Annotated in this window: 14 protein-coding genes; 8 read left to right on the forward strand and 6 right to left on the reverse strand. The window is 69.1% G+C overall.

All coding sequences use genetic code 11. The features are described from left to right. The first annotated feature begins 247 nt into the window (after positions 1-247). Positions 248-2,155 (forward strand): SMI1/KNR4 family protein, encoded by a 1,908-nt coding sequence (locus OG936_RS24095; RefSeq protein ID WP_406497365.1) that lies wholly within the window; start codon positions 248-250, stop codon positions 2,153-2,155. 355 nt (positions 2,156-2,510) lie between these two features. Here the strand turns inward: OG936_RS24095 and OG936_RS24100 are convergent, their stop codons facing one another. Then, positions 2,511-3,245: a hypothetical protein gene (locus OG936_RS24100; protein ID WP_406497367.1), complete on the reverse strand. Its 735-nt coding sequence runs from the start codon at positions 3,243-3,245 to the stop codon at positions 2,511-2,513. 476 nt (positions 3,246-3,721) lie between these two features. On the opposite strand from OG936_RS24100, the gene OG936_RS24105 reads away from it, so the two are divergent. After that, positions 3,722-4,924: an RNA-guided endonuclease InsQ/TnpB family protein gene (locus OG936_RS24105; RefSeq protein WP_406497368.1), complete on the forward strand. Its 1,203-nt coding sequence runs from the start codon at positions 3,722-3,724 to the stop codon at positions 4,922-4,924. Between the two features lie 13 nt (positions 4,925-4,937). On the opposite strand, the gene OG936_RS24110 is transcribed toward OG936_RS24105, so the two are convergent. Continuing rightward, the gene (locus OG936_RS24110) at positions 4,938-5,138 is read right to left on the reverse strand and encodes a hypothetical protein (protein WP_406497370.1); all 201 of its coding nucleotides are present in this window, start codon (positions 5,136-5,138) and stop codon (positions 4,938-4,940) included. A 282-nt stretch (positions 5,139-5,420) separates the two neighbouring features. After that, positions 5,421-5,792, reverse strand: coding sequence for a TnsA-like heteromeric transposase endonuclease subunit (locus tag OG936_RS24115; RefSeq protein WP_406497372.1), 372 nt, complete (start codon positions 5,790-5,792; stop codon positions 5,421-5,423). A gap of 200 nt (positions 5,793-5,992) precedes the next feature. On the opposite strand from OG936_RS24115, the gene lon reads away from it, so the two are divergent. After that, positions 5,993-8,452 carry an endopeptidase La gene (gene lon / locus OG936_RS24120; protein WP_406497374.1) on the forward strand — a complete coding sequence of 820 codons (2,460 nt, stop codon included), beginning with the start codon at positions 5,993-5,995 and terminating at the stop codon, positions 8,450-8,452. Between the two features lie 664 nt (positions 8,453-9,116). Here lon and OG936_RS24125 read toward each other — a convergent pair. Together OG936_RS24125 and OG936_RS24130 are read right to left on the reverse strand one after the other, a co-directional pair. After that, a complete protein-coding gene (locus OG936_RS24125) occupies positions 9,117-9,875 on the reverse strand; it encodes a polysaccharide deacetylase family protein (RefSeq protein WP_406500582.1) in 759 nt (252 codons plus the stop codon). A gap of 225 nt (positions 9,876-10,100) precedes the next feature. Beyond that, entirely contained in the window at positions 10,101-10,958 is an 858-nt protein-coding gene (locus OG936_RS24130; RefSeq protein WP_406497376.1) for a lysozyme, read from the reverse strand. A gap of 225 nt (positions 10,959-11,183) precedes the next feature. Between OG936_RS24130 and OG936_RS24135 the strand changes: the two genes are divergently transcribed. Next, on the forward strand, positions 11,184-11,681 hold the full coding sequence (locus OG936_RS24135; protein ID WP_406497377.1) for a MarR family winged helix-turn-helix transcriptional regulator: 498 nt from the start codon (positions 11,184-11,186) through the stop codon (positions 11,679-11,681). Between the two features lie 107 nt (positions 11,682-11,788). Here OG936_RS24135 and OG936_RS24140 read toward each other — a convergent pair whose 3' ends face one another. Continuing rightward, positions 11,789-12,574 carry a hypothetical protein gene (locus OG936_RS24140; protein WP_406497379.1) on the reverse strand — a complete coding sequence of 262 codons (786 nt, stop codon included), beginning with the start codon at positions 12,572-12,574 and terminating at the stop codon, positions 11,789-11,791. A 367-nt stretch (positions 12,575-12,941) separates the two neighbouring features. Between OG936_RS24140 and OG936_RS24145 the strand changes: the two genes are divergently transcribed. From OG936_RS24145 to OG936_RS24160, 4 genes are read left to right on the forward strand one after another with little or no spacing between them, the layout of a single operon-like run. Continuing rightward, the gene (locus OG936_RS24145) at positions 12,942-15,929 is read left to right on the forward strand and encodes a nitrate- and nitrite sensing domain-containing protein (RefSeq protein ID WP_406497381.1); all 2,988 of its coding nucleotides are present in this window, start codon (positions 12,942-12,944) and stop codon (positions 15,927-15,929) included. Next, positions 15,926-16,408, forward strand: a complete 483-nt coding sequence (locus OG936_RS24150; protein ID WP_266748526.1) for a roadblock/LC7 domain-containing protein — start codon at positions 15,926-15,928, stop codon at positions 16,406-16,408. The genes OG936_RS24145 and OG936_RS24150 overlap by 4 nt, the downstream gene beginning before the upstream one ends. After that, positions 16,405-16,818: a DUF742 domain-containing protein gene (locus OG936_RS24155; protein WP_266748527.1), complete on the forward strand. Its 414-nt coding sequence runs from the start codon at positions 16,405-16,407 to the stop codon at positions 16,816-16,818. The genes OG936_RS24150 and OG936_RS24155 overlap by 4 nt, the downstream gene beginning before the upstream one ends. After that, the gene (locus OG936_RS24160; protein ID WP_406497384.1) at positions 16,799-17,449 is read left to right on the forward strand and encodes a GTP-binding protein; all 651 of its coding nucleotides are present in this window, start codon (positions 16,799-16,801) and stop codon (positions 17,447-17,449) included. Before OG936_RS24155 ends, OG936_RS24160 begins: the two co-directional genes overlap by 20 nt. Positions 17,450-17,474: the final 25 nt, after the last annotated feature.

Here is a 17,474-nt window from a genome sequence, read left to right on the forward strand (position 1 = left end):
GCCGCGCCGCTTGGCGCGGGTGACCAGCGGGACGAACTGTGAATCTTCACGCCGTACGGCGAGGTTGTGCAGACCTTCCTTTCGTTTTCCTCACCAGGGGCCGCACTGCTTGTGGCCTTCGGCTCGACCGTCCAGGTGTCGTGGGACGCGAGAACGTCATCGGGTTGGCCATGAGCAGTGTCGGTAGCAGCCCCATGCCGCCAGGCATTACAGGGCAGTGTCAGCGGCGGATGGCAGCATCGGACGCATGACGCATACGACAGCGTTCGACTGGCGGCCGTTCCTGCTCAGATGGAGCGGGGAGTGGTCGGATTCCCTACCCGATGATGAGACGCGGAGTGAGGAGCATGAAGCCGCCCGGCAGGTTCGATGGTTGGGGTTCCCACCCGCGTCCGAGGAACGGATCGCAGCCATGGAGGAGCGCCTCGGCCGACGGATGCCCCCGTCGTACCGGGAGTTCCTCAAGGTCAGCGACGGATGGCAGCACGCCGGCGGGTTCGTCTGGCTGTTGGCTGGGGCCACGGACGCGCGCTGGCACAACAACGAGTCGGGGCTCGCGGACATGTTCGAGGAGGACTTGGACGAGGACGCCGGACCCGCCGAGCGGCGGGATGCGGACATCTGGCGGCGCGGGCTGCAGCTCGAAGTGGAGTCCGACGCCACCCGCGTGCTCATGGATCCCGAGGATGTGGACGAGGACGGCGAGTGGGCCGTCTACACGTGGGCGAGCTGGCGGGCCGCACCGCCCGCGCGGTACGCAAACTTTCGTGAGTTCATGCGGGACATGTTCCGGGAGTTCCACAGCCTGCGGGCACGCCCGGCCGACGGGGAGCCGGAGTTCGCCAACGACACTACGCAAGAGCTGGACGCCCGGATGGAGCAGGCCCGACTGGAGGCGCTGCGCGGCGACTGGGAACGGGCCGGGCACGCGCTGGACGAGGCAAAGGAGTACGGCAGACCGCGGGCCGCCGGGCTGGGTGACCAGATACGCCGTCTGCTCGGACGGACCTACATGGTGTACTTCGAGGACGTGGTGACCGACCCGCGGTATGCGCCCGAGCTGCTGCCGGCGCTGGTCGCCGAGCACGCGGCGCACTCGTACAGGGACGACTCCACGCTGATGTTCCACCTGCGGGGAGCCGGTGACGACGTGGTGTCGCTGGCCTACGCGACGCTGGAGCAGGTACGCAACGGCACGTATCGGTACACGGCGGCCGGACCGTTCGGGGAAGCGGTCGAACGAGCACGAGAGCTGGCACGGTGGGGCGACACCGACGGGGCATGGCGGACGCTGATGGACGCTCTGCCGGTATGGCAGCCGCTGGGCCCCGACCACCTGGCGCCGCTGGGGTGGGTAGCCGACCCCCTGCTCGGCCCCCTGCTGACCCCGGAACGGGGCCGCGAGCTGCTGTCCACCCCCAGGGGCGGACAGGCGGGTGAAGCACCGAGCCAGCCGGCTGGCCTCGACCCGGACAACCTGGCGTGGCTCGCGGCCCCGGACGCCCTCGACAACCTCACGTCCTACCGGTTCGTCCTGGTCGAAGGTGTAGAGCCGGAGGACCTGCCCGGACGCCTCGCGGACGGGAACGAAGCAGCGCTGGACGATCCCATGACTTCCCACGAAGCGCGCCACCGATTGCTCCGCGGACAGAGGGAGTTCTCGTCCTACGACGACAAAGCCCTCATGGCGGTCGGACAGGCCGGCACCCGTTGGAGCTTCGCCTTCGACAGCGACCCTGCGCATTTCGACCCGCAGCGGTTCGTCTCCCCGGCCGCGGCCGCCAGCGCGGGCACCCGCGCAGTGGTCGTGTGGAGCGGTCTGAGGACCTGGCGCGGGGAACCGTTCTTTCACCTTTCCGTAGCGCAGGACGGTGCCGAGCAGTACGCCTTCACGTACGCGGACGGAGAGACACACCGAATCGGACAGATACCACCGGCACTGGACCCGGACCGGTTCTTCGGCTCCCGTGAGGAGGGCACCGAGGCGGAACGGTCGCTACTGGAGGCCATGACCGGCGAGTTCGGTGTCCAACTGCCGCGCCACGCGATCACGAACGGACGGCTGCACACGTTCACCACCCGCTCATGGACGCGGCCGCCGGGAAACGGGGAGACCTACGCCGTGATCAGCATGAACTGGGATGCCGCACGCTGACGGACAAAGCACCCGTACCCCTTCCGCGCCGCCACTGCCCCACTGACATCCCCGGTGACCAGCCCAGTGAGAACCGATGTCCAACCCCACTGACATCTCTCGGCCCAACGGCACCAGGCCAGGTGAAAGATCGAACTGCACTGCGCAAGCTCAGACGAAAGGTAGAGCTGCAGAACGAAGAGTTCACCGTCGCAGGACAACTGTCTGGTGAATTTCTTAGTTGCATCGTGACCGGGCGCTGAGCTGCGAGGCGAAAGGTGGTGATGCCCTGCGCGCTCCGATTCTGTGCAGAATGACTCTGCGTTTTCGGAGGGCTGGTGCCGGGTTTTCGGGGGGTCTGGAAATGCCGGGTCTTCTAGCCGGCGCTGACTCGGTCGGCGACTGAGAAGCCGGTTTCGCAGTCCGGGCAGGTCGCGTTCCCGAAGACGTAGGTCAGCACGTGGGCGACTTCGTGTTGGCCGTCGGTGAGTGCGATGTCGTGGAGGCGCGAGCCGATGCCTTCCAGGTTTGCGGGGCTCGTGGGGCGGAGCGGGCGGGTTTCGATGGTGTCGTCCGACAGGGCGTAGTCCTCGCTGGTGCAGAAGAACCCGCGTTCACCAAGGACGATGAACAGATTGGTTTCGCAGCAGGGGCAGGAGACTTCGTATTCCTCGTTCCCGAGTCCCCAAGCCAGGTCCTCGCTCCATCCCGCAACGCCCTCGAAGCCGAGCATGGATTCCAGAAGGTCGATGTACTCGCTGCGGTCGGTCGCGGTCCGGAGATGGCGGTTCACCGATGCCAGCAGGATCGCGATTTCCGCCGAGTGCTGTGTGCGAACATCGCCCGCTCCATGGGACTGCTCGGCGCCCGCCATGATGGCGCCCGCCAGGCCCAGGGCGTTCACGGCTTGTCCCCGGTCTTCGTTCTCGGCCATGTCGGCCAGCCAGGGCAGCGCTGCGAAGCTGGCCGGGTAGACGCTGCCTTGATGGCAGAGTGCGGACCACAGGTCGTTCCAGAGCTCTGGCTTGGGCTCGGAAGCGATGCGTGCCAGCAGTGCGGGTATGTCTTCGGCGGAGCCGTAGGCGTGGCTGAGCTGCGGCCAATCTGTCATGCCGGGGATCCAATCATGCCTGTGGCGGCCAGAAACGATGGGATGGTCGCTCTCCAGCCCCCTTCCGCCTGGCCGTCACGGACCAACTTGGTAGTAGCTGTTTCCGTTTGGAGAGAGTAGGTGTCTCCGTATTGGGTCCCAGGCTCGCCGGAACACGGTGGCGAGGTAGCGGTGTGCGACGAGTGCTTCACCAGCCCGGTGGGATGCGTCGAAGGTGTGGGCGCGTCGTTCCTGCGCGAGTCGGGTGGCGGGGCTCAGGGCTGGTTTCCGGAGATGGCGCTTCTGGTCGTGGACGTAGATGGGAGCAAGCGGCGAGCGCTTGGCGTTCATCGGATTCCTCCGTGGATACTCCGCCCTTCAGGGCGGGGAGGAAACGGACTTCTGCGGAGCAGGGCAAGGAGCGGAGTTTCGCCCCCAGGGCGAAAGGCCGTGCTGTGACCCGCAGATTTGATCTTAACTCGCAGCACCGCTAGTTTGTGAGCGTGACCACGGGCTGTGTGAAGCGGGCGTTCAAGTACCGCTTCTATCCGACCGATGCGCAGGCAGCCGAGCTGTCGCGCACGTTCGGTTGCGTGCGGAAGGTCTACAATCTGGCGCTCGCCGCCCGCACGGAGGCATGGGTGCGGCAGGAGCGGGTCAACTACAACGCAACGTCGGCGATGCTGACGGCGTGGAAGAAGACCGAGGAGCTGGCGTTCCTCAACCAGGTCTCGTCGGTGCCGCTCCAGCAGACGCTGCGGCACCTGCAGACCGCGTTCACCAATTTCTTCGGCAAGCGGGCGAAGTACCCGCGCTTCAAGTCGCGGAAGAAGTCGCGGAAGTCGGCGGAGTACACCACCAGCGGGTTCCGCTTCCGTGACGGGGAGCTGACCCTGGCGAAGATGACCGAACCGCTGGACATCGTGTGGTCCCGGCCGCTCCCCGAGGGGGCGAGGCCGTCCACGGTGACCGTTTCCCAGGACGCGGCGGGACGCTGGTTCGTCTCGTTGCTGTGTGACGACCCGTCCGTCCAGCCCCTCCCCGCCACCGACAGCGCGGTCGGAATCGATGTCGGCCTGGACCACCTGCTGACCCTGTCCACCGGGGAGAAGATCGCCAACCCCCGGCACGAACGCCGGGACCGCGCCCGACTCGCCAAAGCTCAGCGGAGACTGTCCCGCAAGGCCAGGGGCGAGGGCGCCAACCGGGCCAAGGCCCGGCGCAAGGTCGCCGAGATCCACGCGAGGATCGCCGACCGTCGCCGTGACCTGCTCCACAAGCTGACCACTCGGCTCGTGCGTGAAAACCAAACGCTCGTGATCGAGGACCTGACCGTGCGCAACATGGTCAAGAACCACACGCTCGCCCGAGCCATCTCGGACGCGAGCTGGAGCGAGTTCCGCTCCATGCTGGAGTACAAGGCCGCCTGGTACGGGCGCGAGGTGATCGCCGTCGACCGATGGTTCCCCTCGTCCAAGCTGTGCTCCGCCTGCGGCACCCTCGCGGAGAAGATGCCGCTGAACGTCCGTACCTGGACGTGCGGCTGCGGAACGACCCACGACCGGGACGTGAACGCAGCGAAGAACCTTCTGGCCGCCGGGCTGGCGGTAACAGTCTGTGGAGCTGGTGTAAGACCTCAACGGAGTTCTCCGGGCAGGCAGTCGGCGACGAAGCAGAAACCCCCACGGCGCGAGCCGTAGGAATCCCCCTCGTTCACGAGGGGGAGGAAGTCAAGTTGGCCCAGTGACTGATGGGATCATTGTCATGCTCTTTGTATCGGTAGTCGGGGTGTCGTAACCGGCGGGCGATCTCGGTGTTGAAGAGGCGGCGGTTCCAGGTCGATTCCTGCGCCTGCTGTCTCCAGTCGGGCGACGCAAAGAGCGGGGCCAGCGCGACGGCTTCGGGATAGACCACGGCGCAGAGGCGCGCGACGGAGAAGGTCGTTTCGGCTGTTTCGGGCGGGATGAGGATGTCCGCCCGGCGGACCCAGTCGTGCCATGCTCCGCCGTTTTTGCTCTCCGGGAGTGACCAGAGCTGGCCGCAGACGAGTATGGCGGTGAGGACGGCGTCGTAGGTGATGGCCCAGCCGTGACGCCGGAGGATGCGCAGATGCCGGCGCTGTGCTTGAACGACTTCCGGGAGGGCGCCGTTCCTCCTCGCGCAGGCGCTCGGGCAGCGCTGCCTGTTCGGCCGCCGTCAGCAGCCGGGATGGGACCGGCTCATGCGCGACGAAATGGCCCCATCCCTCCTTCGTGGCCAGAACGGCTGAGACGAGATCCCCACCACCGACGGGTCGAAGTCCAGGAGCATCACGTGATCGCGCTCCAGCCAGGACTCGTACCCGATGTGCCCGCCCACCGTGGACGACCACCACGGGCCCGGCAGATGCCGCTGGCCCTTGTACGACTTGAACGCGCGTACCGGCGCGACGTCCTCGAACCGCACTGCCCAGGCATCCACCAGCGGCCGACGGAACTCAGACCCGTCCCGGTCGGCGTACGCGACCTCGAACCCCTCCGCCGGCGGTCCGGGGACTCCGCCCGGCAGTACCCCTAACGAACCTGCCACGACTCATTAACCCGAGCCCGCGACGAAAGGTCACTCTGCAAAACGAAAGACCAGACGAAGCGTGAAGCTGCAAAGCGAAGAGATCCACGTCAAAAGACAGCGTTCAGCTGATCGCTCACAGCGAACACGCTCCAGGGAACAATGAGCGGCTCACAAGCATTGAGCCTGCATAGCTCAACTTGACTGCCGAAGGGGAGATCATGGCTACCGAGTCGAATGCGGTCACTCCGCTCGCCCTACCCGTGCTGCCGCTCGACGACGAGGTCGTGCTGCCCGGGATGGTGGTGCCTCTGGACCTGTCCGACACCGATGTACGCGCCGCCGTGGAGGCCGCACAGGCGGCGGCCCGCGAGGGCGGCGGCAAGCCCGAGGTGCTGCTTGTGCCACGGGTCGACGGGACGTACACCGGCACCGGTGTCATCGGCACCGTCGAACAGGTCGGACGGCTTTCGGACGGGGATCCGGGCGCGCTCATCCGCGGCCGTGGCCGGGTACGGATCGGAGCCGGGACCAGCGGTCCGGGCGGGGCGCTCTGGGTGGAGGGGGCACGGGTCGACGAGGCCGTCCCCGATCCTTCCCCAGCCTCGAACAAGCTCGGCCGGGGAGCCCCCATTCCCGGGGCCGCCGCCGAGCTGGTCAAGGAGTACAAGGCACTCGCCACCAGCTGGCTGAAGAAGCGCGGGGCCTGGCAGGTCGTGGACCGGGTCCAGCAGATCGAGGACATCTCCGCGCTCGCCGACAATTCCGGATACTTCCCCTTCCTCACCACCGCCCAGAAGGTGCAGCTCCTGGAGACCGTCGACGCGGTCGCCCGGCTGAAGCTCGCCATCCAGTGGCTCGGTGAACACCTGGCCGAGCAGGACGTCGCCGAGTCCATCGCCAAGGACGTCCAGGAGGGCGTCGACAAGCAGCAGCGCGAATTCCTGCTGCGGCGCCAGCTCGACGCCGTACGCAAGGAGCTCGCCGAACTCAACGGGGACCCGGAGGACGAGTCCGACGACTACCGGGCGCGTGTCGAGGCCGCCGGCCTTCCCGAGCACGTCCGCGAGGCCGCGCTCAAGGAGGTCGACAAGCTGGAGCGTTCCTCCGACCAGAGTCCCGAGGGCTCCTGGATCAGGACCTGGCTCGACACCGTCCTCGAACTGCCGTGGACGGAGCGGACCGAGGACGCGTACGACATCCGCGGCGCCCAGCGGATCCTCGACGCCGAGCACGCGGGCCTGCAGGACGTGAAGGAGCGGATCACCGAGTACCTGGCGGTGCGCAAGCGGCGTGCCGACCGCGGCCTGGGCGTCGTCGGCGGGCGGCGCGGCGGTGCCGTGCTCGCGCTGGTGGGGCCGCCGGGCGTGGGCAAGACCTCGCTCGGTGAATCCGTCGCGCACGCCATGGGCCGCAAGTTCGTCCGCGTCGCGCTCGGCGGGGTACGGGACGAGGCGGAGATCCGCGGCCACCGGCGTACGTACGTCGGCGCCCTGCCGGGACGTATCGTCCGGGCCATCAAGGAGGCCGGTTCGATGAACCCGGTCGTCCTGCTCGACGAGATCGACAAGGTCGGCTCCGACTTCCGGGGCGACCCGGCGGCCGCCCTGCTCGAAGTCCTCGACCCGGCGCAGAACCACACCTTCCGCGACCACTACCTGGAGGTCGAACTCGACCTCAGCGACGTCGTCTTCCTGGCCACGGCCAATGTGCTCGAAGCCATCCCGGAAGCGCTGCTCGACCGGATGGAACTGGTCAGGCTCGACGGCTACACCGAGGACGAGAAGGTCGTCATCGCCCGTCACCACCTGCTTCCGCGCCAGCTGGAGCGGGCCGGTCTGGCGAAGGACGAGGTGACGCTCGACGAGTTCGCGCTGCGCAAGCTGGCCGGCGAGTACACCCGCGAGGCGGGCGTACGGAACCTGGAGCGGGCCGTCGCCCGGCTGCTCCGCAAGGTCGCGGCCCAGCACGAACTGGGTGAGCGGGAGCTGCCGTACACGGTCACCGAGGCGGATCTGCGCGGTCTGATCGGACGGCCGCACCACGTCCCCGAGTCCGCCCAGGACCCGGCCGAGCGCCGCACCGCGGTGCCGGGCGTGGCCACCGGACTCGCGGTGACCGGCGCGGGCGGTGACGTGCTGTTCGTGGAGGCGTCGCTGGCCGACCCGGAGACCGGGGGGTCCGGACTGACTCTCACCGGTCAGCTCGGCGACGTCATGAAGGAGTCCGCGCAGATCGCGCTGAGCTTCCTGCGGTCGCACGGCGCGGAGCTGGAGCTGCCGGTCGCGGACCTGAAGGACCGCGGCGTGCACATCCACTTCCCGGCAGGCGCGGTCCCGAAGGACGGCCCGAGCGCCGGCATCACGATGACGACGGCGCTGGCCTCGCTGCTCTCCGGACGGCTGGTCCGTACGGATGTGGCGATGACCGGTGAAGTCTCGCTGACCGGGCGGGTGTTGCCGATCGGCGGCCTGAAGCAGAAGCTGCTGGCCGCGCTCCGGGCCGGAATCACGACCGTGGTGATCCCGAAGCGGAACGAGGCGGACCTGGACGATGTCCCGGCCGAGGTCCTGGACACCCTGGAGGTCCACCCCGTGACGGATGTGCGCCAGGTGCTGGAGATCGCCCTCGCCCCGGCCACCGCGGCCAGGCCCGAGGCGAGGATCCCGGCCGCGGCGTAGCGGCCACGGCGTGACGGACGTGGCCCCACGTGCGCGACCGGTACGGACGGCCCGCCTTCCCGGCAACGGGTGGGCGGGCCGTTCCGGCGTTCAGGACGCACGGGTGCGGGGCCGGCCGTTCCACGCGTGCCGCCCGCCGGCGGGCTCCGCCGTGCGGACCGGTGTGCGGTCACACCTCCAGCCACCCCCGTAGCGTCGCCTGCGCCCCCGCCGGGCGGCCCGCCCGAGCCGCCCGGCGGAGCCGCCCGCTTCCATACCGTCTCGAACAGCGGCACCAGCGCATTCCGCAGCAGCGCATCGCCCACCACCAGTGCGGACGCTGTCGGGTCGGAGGCATCGCTCGGTGGCAGCAGGGTGATACGTCCGTCCACGGTGATCAGCTTGGTCGGTACACCGGGGGCGACCCTGGCCCGTAACCCCCGCTCGACGAGTCCGCTCAGCGAGCGCATCCGGCCCGGGTAACCGACGCCTTCCCGGTCCAGCACCGTTCGCACAGCCGACAGTGGTAAGCGGGTGGTGTGGATCGACGGCACCACCGGCGGGACCGACCTGGTGAAACGGGAGCGGCCCGCGGGCAACTGCGGCTGACAGCAACAGGGTTCGGCATCCGGCGGGACCCCCGGCGCCTCTGCGCCGGGGGTCCTCACGCTCCGTGCCCCACGGATCAGGGGCGGTAGATGGTCCCCGGGACCGGCTCGGCGGGTGCCATCAGCTGCGGGACGGTTACGAAGGTGTAGCCCTGCTTCTTCAGCGCGTCGATGATGCCGGGCACGGCGGGCACCGTCCCCTTGTAGATGTCGTGCAGCAGGATGACGCCGTCCTTGCTCGCCTGGTCCAGGATGCGCTTCTTGATCAGCGCCGAGTCGTTCGTGGAGTAGTCCTTGGCGGTGGCGCTCCACAGGATCTGGGAGAGTCCCAGATCCTTGCTGATGTCGGAGACGGTGTCGTCGGTGCGGCCCTGCGGCGGGCGCATCAGACGCGGCTTCTTGCCCGTGATCTCCGCTATCGCGTCCTGCGTCTTCTCCAGCTCGGCACGTATTTCGGCGGGCTTCCTGTCCGTCAGGATCTGGTGGGTCCAGGTGTGGTTGGCCACCTCGTGCCCCTCGGCGGCGAGCCTGCGCACGGTGTCGGGGTACTTCTTGACGTGGTTCTTGCCGAGCAGGAAGAAGGTCGCGTGCACCTTCTTCTCCTTGAGGATGTCCAGCAGATGCGGGGTGTTCTCGCCCGGTCCGGCGTCGAAGGTCAGCGCTATGCACTTCGCCTTGCGGCAGTCCACCGGGCCGAAGGAGCCCTTGGCGTCGGAGCCCGCGTCGCCACGCGCCGAGGCCGGCGCGGTGGTCTGCATGGAGCAGCCGCTCAGCGTCAGGGTGAGGACCGTCACCAGGGCGGCGGCCAACCCCGTACCGATCGACTTCGTCTTCATGGACAAGGCGGGTCACTCCTCCGTGGCTGAACAAGGCACGCGATGTGCGGCAGAGTAAGGACTATACACGCGGTGTATATACCAAGTGCATAGAGGGCTTCGGCTCTTTCGGGGGATGAATTTCCTGGTCGGGGGCGTGAACAGGGTAGAGCCCCCGGCGACTTGGTGCGTCACCGGGGGCTCGGCCGTGCGACGGGGTGTCCGGCGCGGCAGGGCGGGGCGGGCTCAGCCGTTGGCGAGCGCCTGCACGCGGTCGAGGGCGCCGTTGAAGTGGCTGTGGTCGCCCACGTACGGGCCGGACGAGGTGTACTGCCACATCGTGTAGTAGCCCCAGCCGGCGGGGAGTTCGCCGACCGTGCTGTTGTAGCGGGCCACCCATAGCGGGTTGGTGGCGCCGAAGCCCGCGTTGTTCCCGGTGCAGCTCTGCCACCAACTGGTCGCGGTGTAGATCACCGCGTCACGGCCGGTGCGCGCCTTGTACGTGTTAACGAAGTCGCGGATCCAGTTGACCATGGCGGCCTGGCTCAGGCCGTAGCACTGGTCGCCGTACGGGTTCCACTCGATGTCGAGCGCGCCCGGCAGGGTCTTGCCGTCCTTGGACCAGCCGCCCCCGTGGTCCACGAAGTAGTTGGCCTGGACGGCGCCGCTCGTGGTGTTCGGGGTCGCGAAGTGGTACGAGCCCCGGATCATGCCGACGTTGTACGAGCCGTTGTACTGCTGGGCGAAGTAGGGGTTCGTGTAGTACGTCCCCTCGGTCGCCTTGGTGTAGGCCCACTTCACGCCGCTGTTCCAGAGCGTCGCCCAGTTGACGTTGCCCTGGTAGCTGGCGACGTCCACGCCTTCGGTCTGGGCGGCCCTGGTGTCGCGCGGCAGTCCGCCCTGGCCGTCGTGGGCGACGACACCCATACCCATCGTGGCCGTGCCCCGGGCGGGCTTCTTGGCCGCCGCGGCGGTGTCGTGGGTGCCCGCGGCGCTCGCCGCGCCGGGCAGGGTGAGGAGGAGGGAGAGGGCTGCGAGCAGGGTCCCGGCCGCTGCGAGGCGCGAGCGGCAGGATGTTCTGGAAGCGGATCTGAGCACCGGCATGTGAGTGCCTCCGAGGCATTGGTGGGGGGACGTGCTGATCCCAGGGGCACGGGGAGTACCCCTGTCGGCATGTCATGGTGTGAACATGTCACGCATGACGCTACGCACGTAGACCCGTGCTGCGGAAGGGGGCCTGGGAGCTGCCGTTGGTCTACGCCTGCGAAATAATGACCGAGCTGCGGCAATGGCCGGCGGCGAAAGAAACTGATCGCTGCAGGAAAGCTCATGAGGGGTGTTGACGTGCACGGGAGCGAAAGCGGTGGTGAACCCGGCGCGACCGGAGAAAGTGGTGTGGACCACGCATTCCTCGCCCTGGAGCGGGAGTTGGCCGTCTTTTTGCGCCGGGCGCGGGCCAGCTCCGGCGAAATGGCGCGCGAGGTCCACCCCGAACTGGAGGCCGCAGCCTACGGACTTCTTGTACGGCTGGAGTCGGCCGGGCAGCAGCGGGCCACCGATCTCGCGGCCTACTTCGGGGTCGGGAAGGCGACGATGAGCCGTCAACTGCGGGCCCTGGAGAACCTCGGACTGGTGGCGCGCGAACCCGACCCGGCCGACGGCCGGGCCTTTCTCGTCCACCTCACCGCCGAGGGGCTGGCCCGCTACCGCAGCGTCCGCGACGCCCGCCGCGACCGCTATGTGCGCAAGCTCGCCGACTGGGACCGGGGCGAGGTGGCCGAACTGGCCAGGCTGCTGCACCACTTGAACGCCCGCGCGGAGGACTGACACCCGGCCCCGGCTCCGGCCCCGGCTCGGGCTCCGACACCGTTCCCGGATGGGTCCCGGCCTCAGCTCGGGCCCTGGCCCTGGCCCTGGCCCTGACCCCGCCCCGGTCACAGCAGCGCGTAGATCGCCGTCGCGTCGTCATGCGTCTTGCCGCGGCGCAGAAACGTGCGTTCCGTGTCCGCGTCCTCCAGCGCCCTGACCCGGTCGATCAGCCCCTGGGGTCCCTCCTTGCGGAGCACCCCGAGGCAGTCCGCCCAGTCGCCCTCGTGGAACACCTCCGTCCAGCGGGTCGCCCCGTCGGTCATCGCGGCCAGCGCCCGCACCCGGTCGAGCGGGGTGCGCCCGGTGACCGCGCGGGCCGCCACGGCGGGATCGGCGGCAGCCGTGAAGAAGCCGCCCTCCTTGTTCCGCACCGTGGCGTCGGCGATCGCTTCACTGGCCAGCGAGCCCGGCGGCAGGCGGTCCAGCCGGTCGTCGAGGAGGGGGCGCACGGTTCCATCGGGCGCCTCGAACAGTAGTACGGAATCGGAGAGCACCAGGTGTTCGACCTCGCGTTCGTCCCAGCGCGCCACGACGACCGTCGCCTGTGGGGTGCGTACGTGAGAAAGGTCACACGTGGAGCGGTGTGCGCCGGCGGTGCGCCGAATGGACTCGGCCAGAATCTCCTGGAGGGTCAGATCCCGTCGCGAACCGGACAGTTCGACCAGCGCGCCACCCAGTCGCGCGGTGAACCAGGGGACCGAGTGCACACAACCGTCGTCACCCGGCGGCGGAGTCACTCCGTCGAGCAGGATCAGCGTCCCACCCTGGCCGGAAGCGGGCAGAGCAGTCGCGGCCCAGTCCTCGTTCGGGCGTTCGGGGCTGCCGGGGGCGGTCGCGAGTTCCATGCGCATACAGCCAGTCTGCACGATGCCTTCACGAGCCCTGCACGGCCCGGATATTGGCCTGTACCGGCAGGTCAGGCGGATGCCGGGAGCGGAAGGAATGGCTCCGTACGGCGTGCGGGCGGGCATCCTGCCAAAGCCCGGGCGGAAGTTCCAGCCGACGGGCCAGGTGTGCCGGGCGCGCCCCGAGGGGAGACTTGTTCGTCAACTCCGGAGTGATGTTCACTCGTTCAGGTGGCGGAGTGGTTGATGCGCGCCCCCCTCTCAAAAGCACTGGAATGGTCAGAAGCCGTACCAGCGGTCGGGGGCGCTCGTTCATGTGTGACCGTGCGTCACCTCTGCTTCAAGGGCGGACGAGTCAAGATTGCGAGCACCGGTGCAGAAGAAGCGGCCTCGGAGCAAGGGCAGTAGGCACAACGGTTCCGGGGTGACGCCTCCGGCACCCGCCGAGAGCGAGGGCACCCGTCGTAAGGTGCGCGTACGCAGCCGGCTGGTCGCCGGTGTCGCGGTCGTCGGTATCACCGTCATCGCCGCGGGCGCGCCGGCGGCCCTCAGCGCCTCCGCCGACCTCAACGACTCACAGCGGCTGGTCACCCTCGCCGAGCTGAACCAGCAGGCCATCGCGCTGGCCCATGCCCTCGCCGACGAGCGTGACGAGATCACCACCTACATCGCGGCCGGCCGCGGCGAGGAGTCCGGCCCGGCGGGCGAGGGCAAGGGCGACCCCGGCAGCCGGAGCGCCCGCGTCGACCAGCGGGTGGACGAGATCAGGGAAGCGGCCCCGGCCGCACTGCGCCGCGACCTCTCCACCATCCCCTCCCTGCGCCGCGACGCGCTCAGCGGCAAGGGCACGGTGCTGGCCGCCCATGAGGCGTACTCCGAGGTCATCGCCAAGCTCCTCGACCTCGCCGAGGAACTCGCCGAGAAGACCCCGCCGCGTGCCGCCGAGGCCACCCGCGCCCCGCTCGCGCTCGGCCGGGCCACCGAGCAGGCCTCCGCCACCCGCGGGCTGCTCCTCGCCGCGCTCGCCGTACCCCGTACCACCACGCCCCCGCAGACCGACCCGATCACCGGGCTGCCCCTCCAGGACCAGGGCAGCAGCAAGGACGACCGCACCCGTGACGAGCTGAGCGCCGCCGCCCAGCAGGCCCGGGTCCGCGAACTCTCCTCGCTCGCCGACTTCGACCAGGCCGCGGGTTCCACCGCCCGCGACAAGCTGTCGTCCACCGTCACCGGGCCGGAGGTCAACAGGGCGGAGAAGTACCTGAACTCCCTCACCGACCGCCCCGAGCTGTCCGAGTCCGACCAGCAGACCAGCAGCAAGAAGGTCGAGACGGCCCTCTCCGCCCGGATCGACCGGATGCGGGGCGTCGAGTCCGCCCTCGGCACAGCACAGGTCCAGCACCTGGAGCAGCTGCGCGACGACGACGTCACCGCGCTCGAACTGCGGATCGCGCTGCTCGGCGGCTGCCTGCTGATCGCCGTCGGTGTCTCCACCGCCGTGGCCCGTACCCTCACCCAGCCGCTCGCCGTCCTGCGGATCGGCGCCGCCCGCCTCGTCACTGAGCCCGACAACGCCGAACCGATCCGCTACACCGGCCGCAACGACGAGTTCGCCCAGGTCGTACGGTCCATCAACGCCCTGCACGGCAAGCTGCACGGACTACTCAACGAGTTCAACGGCCGCTTCGAGAGCCTGCAGACCGAGCGCGGCGAGCTGATCGCCGGACACGAGGCACTCACCCTCCAGCGCGCCGAACTCCAGGTCATGGCGTCCGACCTCACCGCCCAGCTGGAAGCGCTGAAGAACACGGTCCACCACACCTTCGTCAACCTCTCGCTGCGCACCCTCGGCCTCGTCGAGCGCCAGCTCGGTGTCATCGAGAACCTGGAGGAGCGCGAGCACGACCCGGAGCGGCTGACCACCCTCTTCAAGCTCGACCACATGGCCACGGTCATGCGCCGGCACAGCGAGAACATGCTGGTCCTCGCGGGCGCCGAGCACGGGCACGGGCACGCGGGCCCGATCCCGCTGGTCGACGTGTTGCGCGCGGCCGTCTCCGAGATCGAGCGGTACGAGCGGGTCACCATCCAGTCCCTGCCGCCGCACGCCCAGATCGCCGGTTTCGCCGCCGACGACCTCAGCCACCTCGTCGCCGAACTCCTGGAGAACGCGACCTCGTTCTCCCCGCCGGACTCCCATGTCCAGCTCTCCGGCTGGCTGCTGGAGACCGGCGAGGTGATGCTCTCCGTCCAGGACGAGGGCATCGGGATGTCGGCCGAACGGATGAGCGAGCTCAACACCCGGCTCGAAGACCCCACCCTGTTCGACGCGGGGGAGGGGGACGACAAGCAGACGCCCGGCGCCGGACTCGGCCTCCAGGTCACCTCGCTGCTGGCCGCCCGCCACGGCGTACGCGTCCAACTGCGCGGCCACAACGGCAGCGGGGTCACGGCGGTCGTCGTCCTACCCCAGGCCCTGCTGCCGAAGGCGCCGCCGGCCGCCACGCCGCCGCTGAAGGTCCCCGGCGACGCGCCCGCGCTGAACCTTCCGGGGCCGGTCGCCGAGACCAACTCCAACGCACTGCCGACGCGCACGCTCGCCCTGCCCGGCGACCCGCTGATCGCCGCGGCCGAGCAGACGATCCGCGAGTCCGGGGCAGACGTCTCCGAGCCTGTGTCCGCGCCTGTTTCCGAGCACGTCTCCGAGCCTGTTTCCGAGCACGTTCCCGAGCCTGTGTCCGCGCCTGTTTCCGAGCACGTTCCCGAGCCCGGGTACGCGCCCGCTTCCGCGCCTGTTTCCGAGCCCGGGTACGCGGTGGACAACGCCCCGGCCTTCGCCGAGGCCGAGGCCGAGACCACGATGCAGGTCCGGCTCCCGGTGGTGCCGGAGTTCGCCGACGTCCCCGAGTTCAGGTCTCCCGACCCGTACGCCATCGGCCCCGACCGCCACGAGCGCACCGCCGACGAGTTCCCGACCCCGACCCCGACCCCCGCCCCCGCGCCCCTCGCCGACGCCCTGCCCGGCCCCCGCACGGCGGAGCCGCTGGAGCGCATCACGGACAAGGGGCTGCCCAAGCGCACCCCCAAGGTCGTCAAGCCCACCACGGCATCCAGCACGGAACGCAAGGGCAGCCTGGACAAGGAGGCGCTGCGCCGTCGGCTCGGCGGCTTCCACCAGGGCGCGAAGAACGGCCGCCGGGACGTCGAGGCGGAGATCGCCGAGATCACGGCGACCCAGCCGTTCCCCGCGGCCGCGGCACACGCCGGGCGCCCCGCACGTACCGAGCACAGTGACCCGGCCGACCGTAACGACGGCCGAACCGATGAGACGGGGGACACAGTCGAGGAGGCACGCAGTTGACTGCGCCCAGCACATTCGGGCTGAGTACCGAAGCCCGGAACCTTCACTGGTTGCTGAGCAATCTGGTGGAGGAGGTGCCAGGGGTCCACTCGGTCACCGTCGTCTCGTCCGACGGACTGATGCTGCTCTCCTCCGACCCCGGCCATCTGATCACCCACGAGGCCACCGGCCGGCAGGACGGCCCCAGGGGATCCAGCGCCGACCTGGCCACCATCGTCTCCGGCATCGGCAGCCTCACCATCGGCGCCGCCAAACTGATGGACGGCGGCGGCGTCAAGCAGACCATGGTCGCCATGGACGAGGGCAGCGTCTTCGTCATGTCGATCAGCGATGGCTCGCTGCTCGGTGTGCACGCCACCCCGGACTGCGACATGAGCGTCATCGCGTACCACATGGCGCTCTTCGTCGGCCGAGCCGGACACGTACTCACCCCCGAACTCCGCAGTGAACTGCGCAAATCGATGGAGAGCACCCAGTGACGCCCGCTGCTGAACCCGCCCGCAGGCTCCCCGTCCGCGGGTCCGACCGAAGGCCCGCACGGGTCCGCCCGTACTCCCTCACCGGCGGTCGCACCCGCTTCGGTCATGTCCTGCTCGTCGAGACGTTCGTCGCCGCGCTCGAAGCGCCCGAGGAACGCCGCGAGCTGACCAACGGCAACCTGACCACCCGGGTCATGCCGGAGCTTCAGGCCATCGTCGAGATCTGCCGCCGGATGCGTACCGTCGCGGAGATCTCCGCCCTGCTGAAGATGCCCCTCGGCGTGGTCCGGGTACTGATCAGCGACTTGGCCGACCAGGGAAAGATCCGCGTGTACGGGACCGGTCACGGCACCGGCCAGCCCGACCGCGCACTGCTCGAAAGGGTGCTCAATGGACTCCGCCGTCTCTGAGTCGCCGCTCTTCGCCCCGCGCCAGCCGGGAGCCACGAACCAGGCCGAAGAATCGCTGCAGGCCTGGCAGTTGGACCACACCAGGGCCCCCATCGCCACGAAGATCGTGGTCGCGGGTGGGTTCGGCGTGGGCAAGACGACCTTCGTGGGATCCGTCTCCGAGATCACGCCGCTGAAGACCGAAGCGATGATGACCCAGGCCAGCGAGGAGACCGACGATCTCACCGCGACGCCCGACAAGCTCACCACGACCGTCGCGATGGACTTCGGCCGGCTCACGCTCGACGACGACCTCGTCCTGTACGTGTTCGGCACACCGGGCCAGCAGCGCTTCTGGTTCATGTGGGACGACCTGGTGCGCGGCGCGATCGGCGCGGTCGTGCTCGCCGACACCCGGCGGCTCGCCGACTGCTTCCCCGCACTCGACTACTTCGAGAGCTGCGGCCTGCCGTACATCGTCGCCGTCAACCACTTCGAGGGAACACCGGGGTTCGAGCCGGAGGACGTCCGGGAGGCCCTGACTGTCCCGCCGCACGTGCCCGTTGTGATCATGGACGCGCGTAACAAGATCACTGTCGTCGAGTCGCTGCTGGCCCTCGTGGGCCACGCCCTCGACGCCACTCCGGCATAGGAGGGCGCTGAAGATCTCGGCCGGG

This window comes from Streptomyces sp. NBC_00846, assembly GCF_045207325.1.
Lineage (GTDB): Bacteria > Actinomycetota > Actinomycetes > Streptomycetales > Streptomycetaceae > Streptomyces.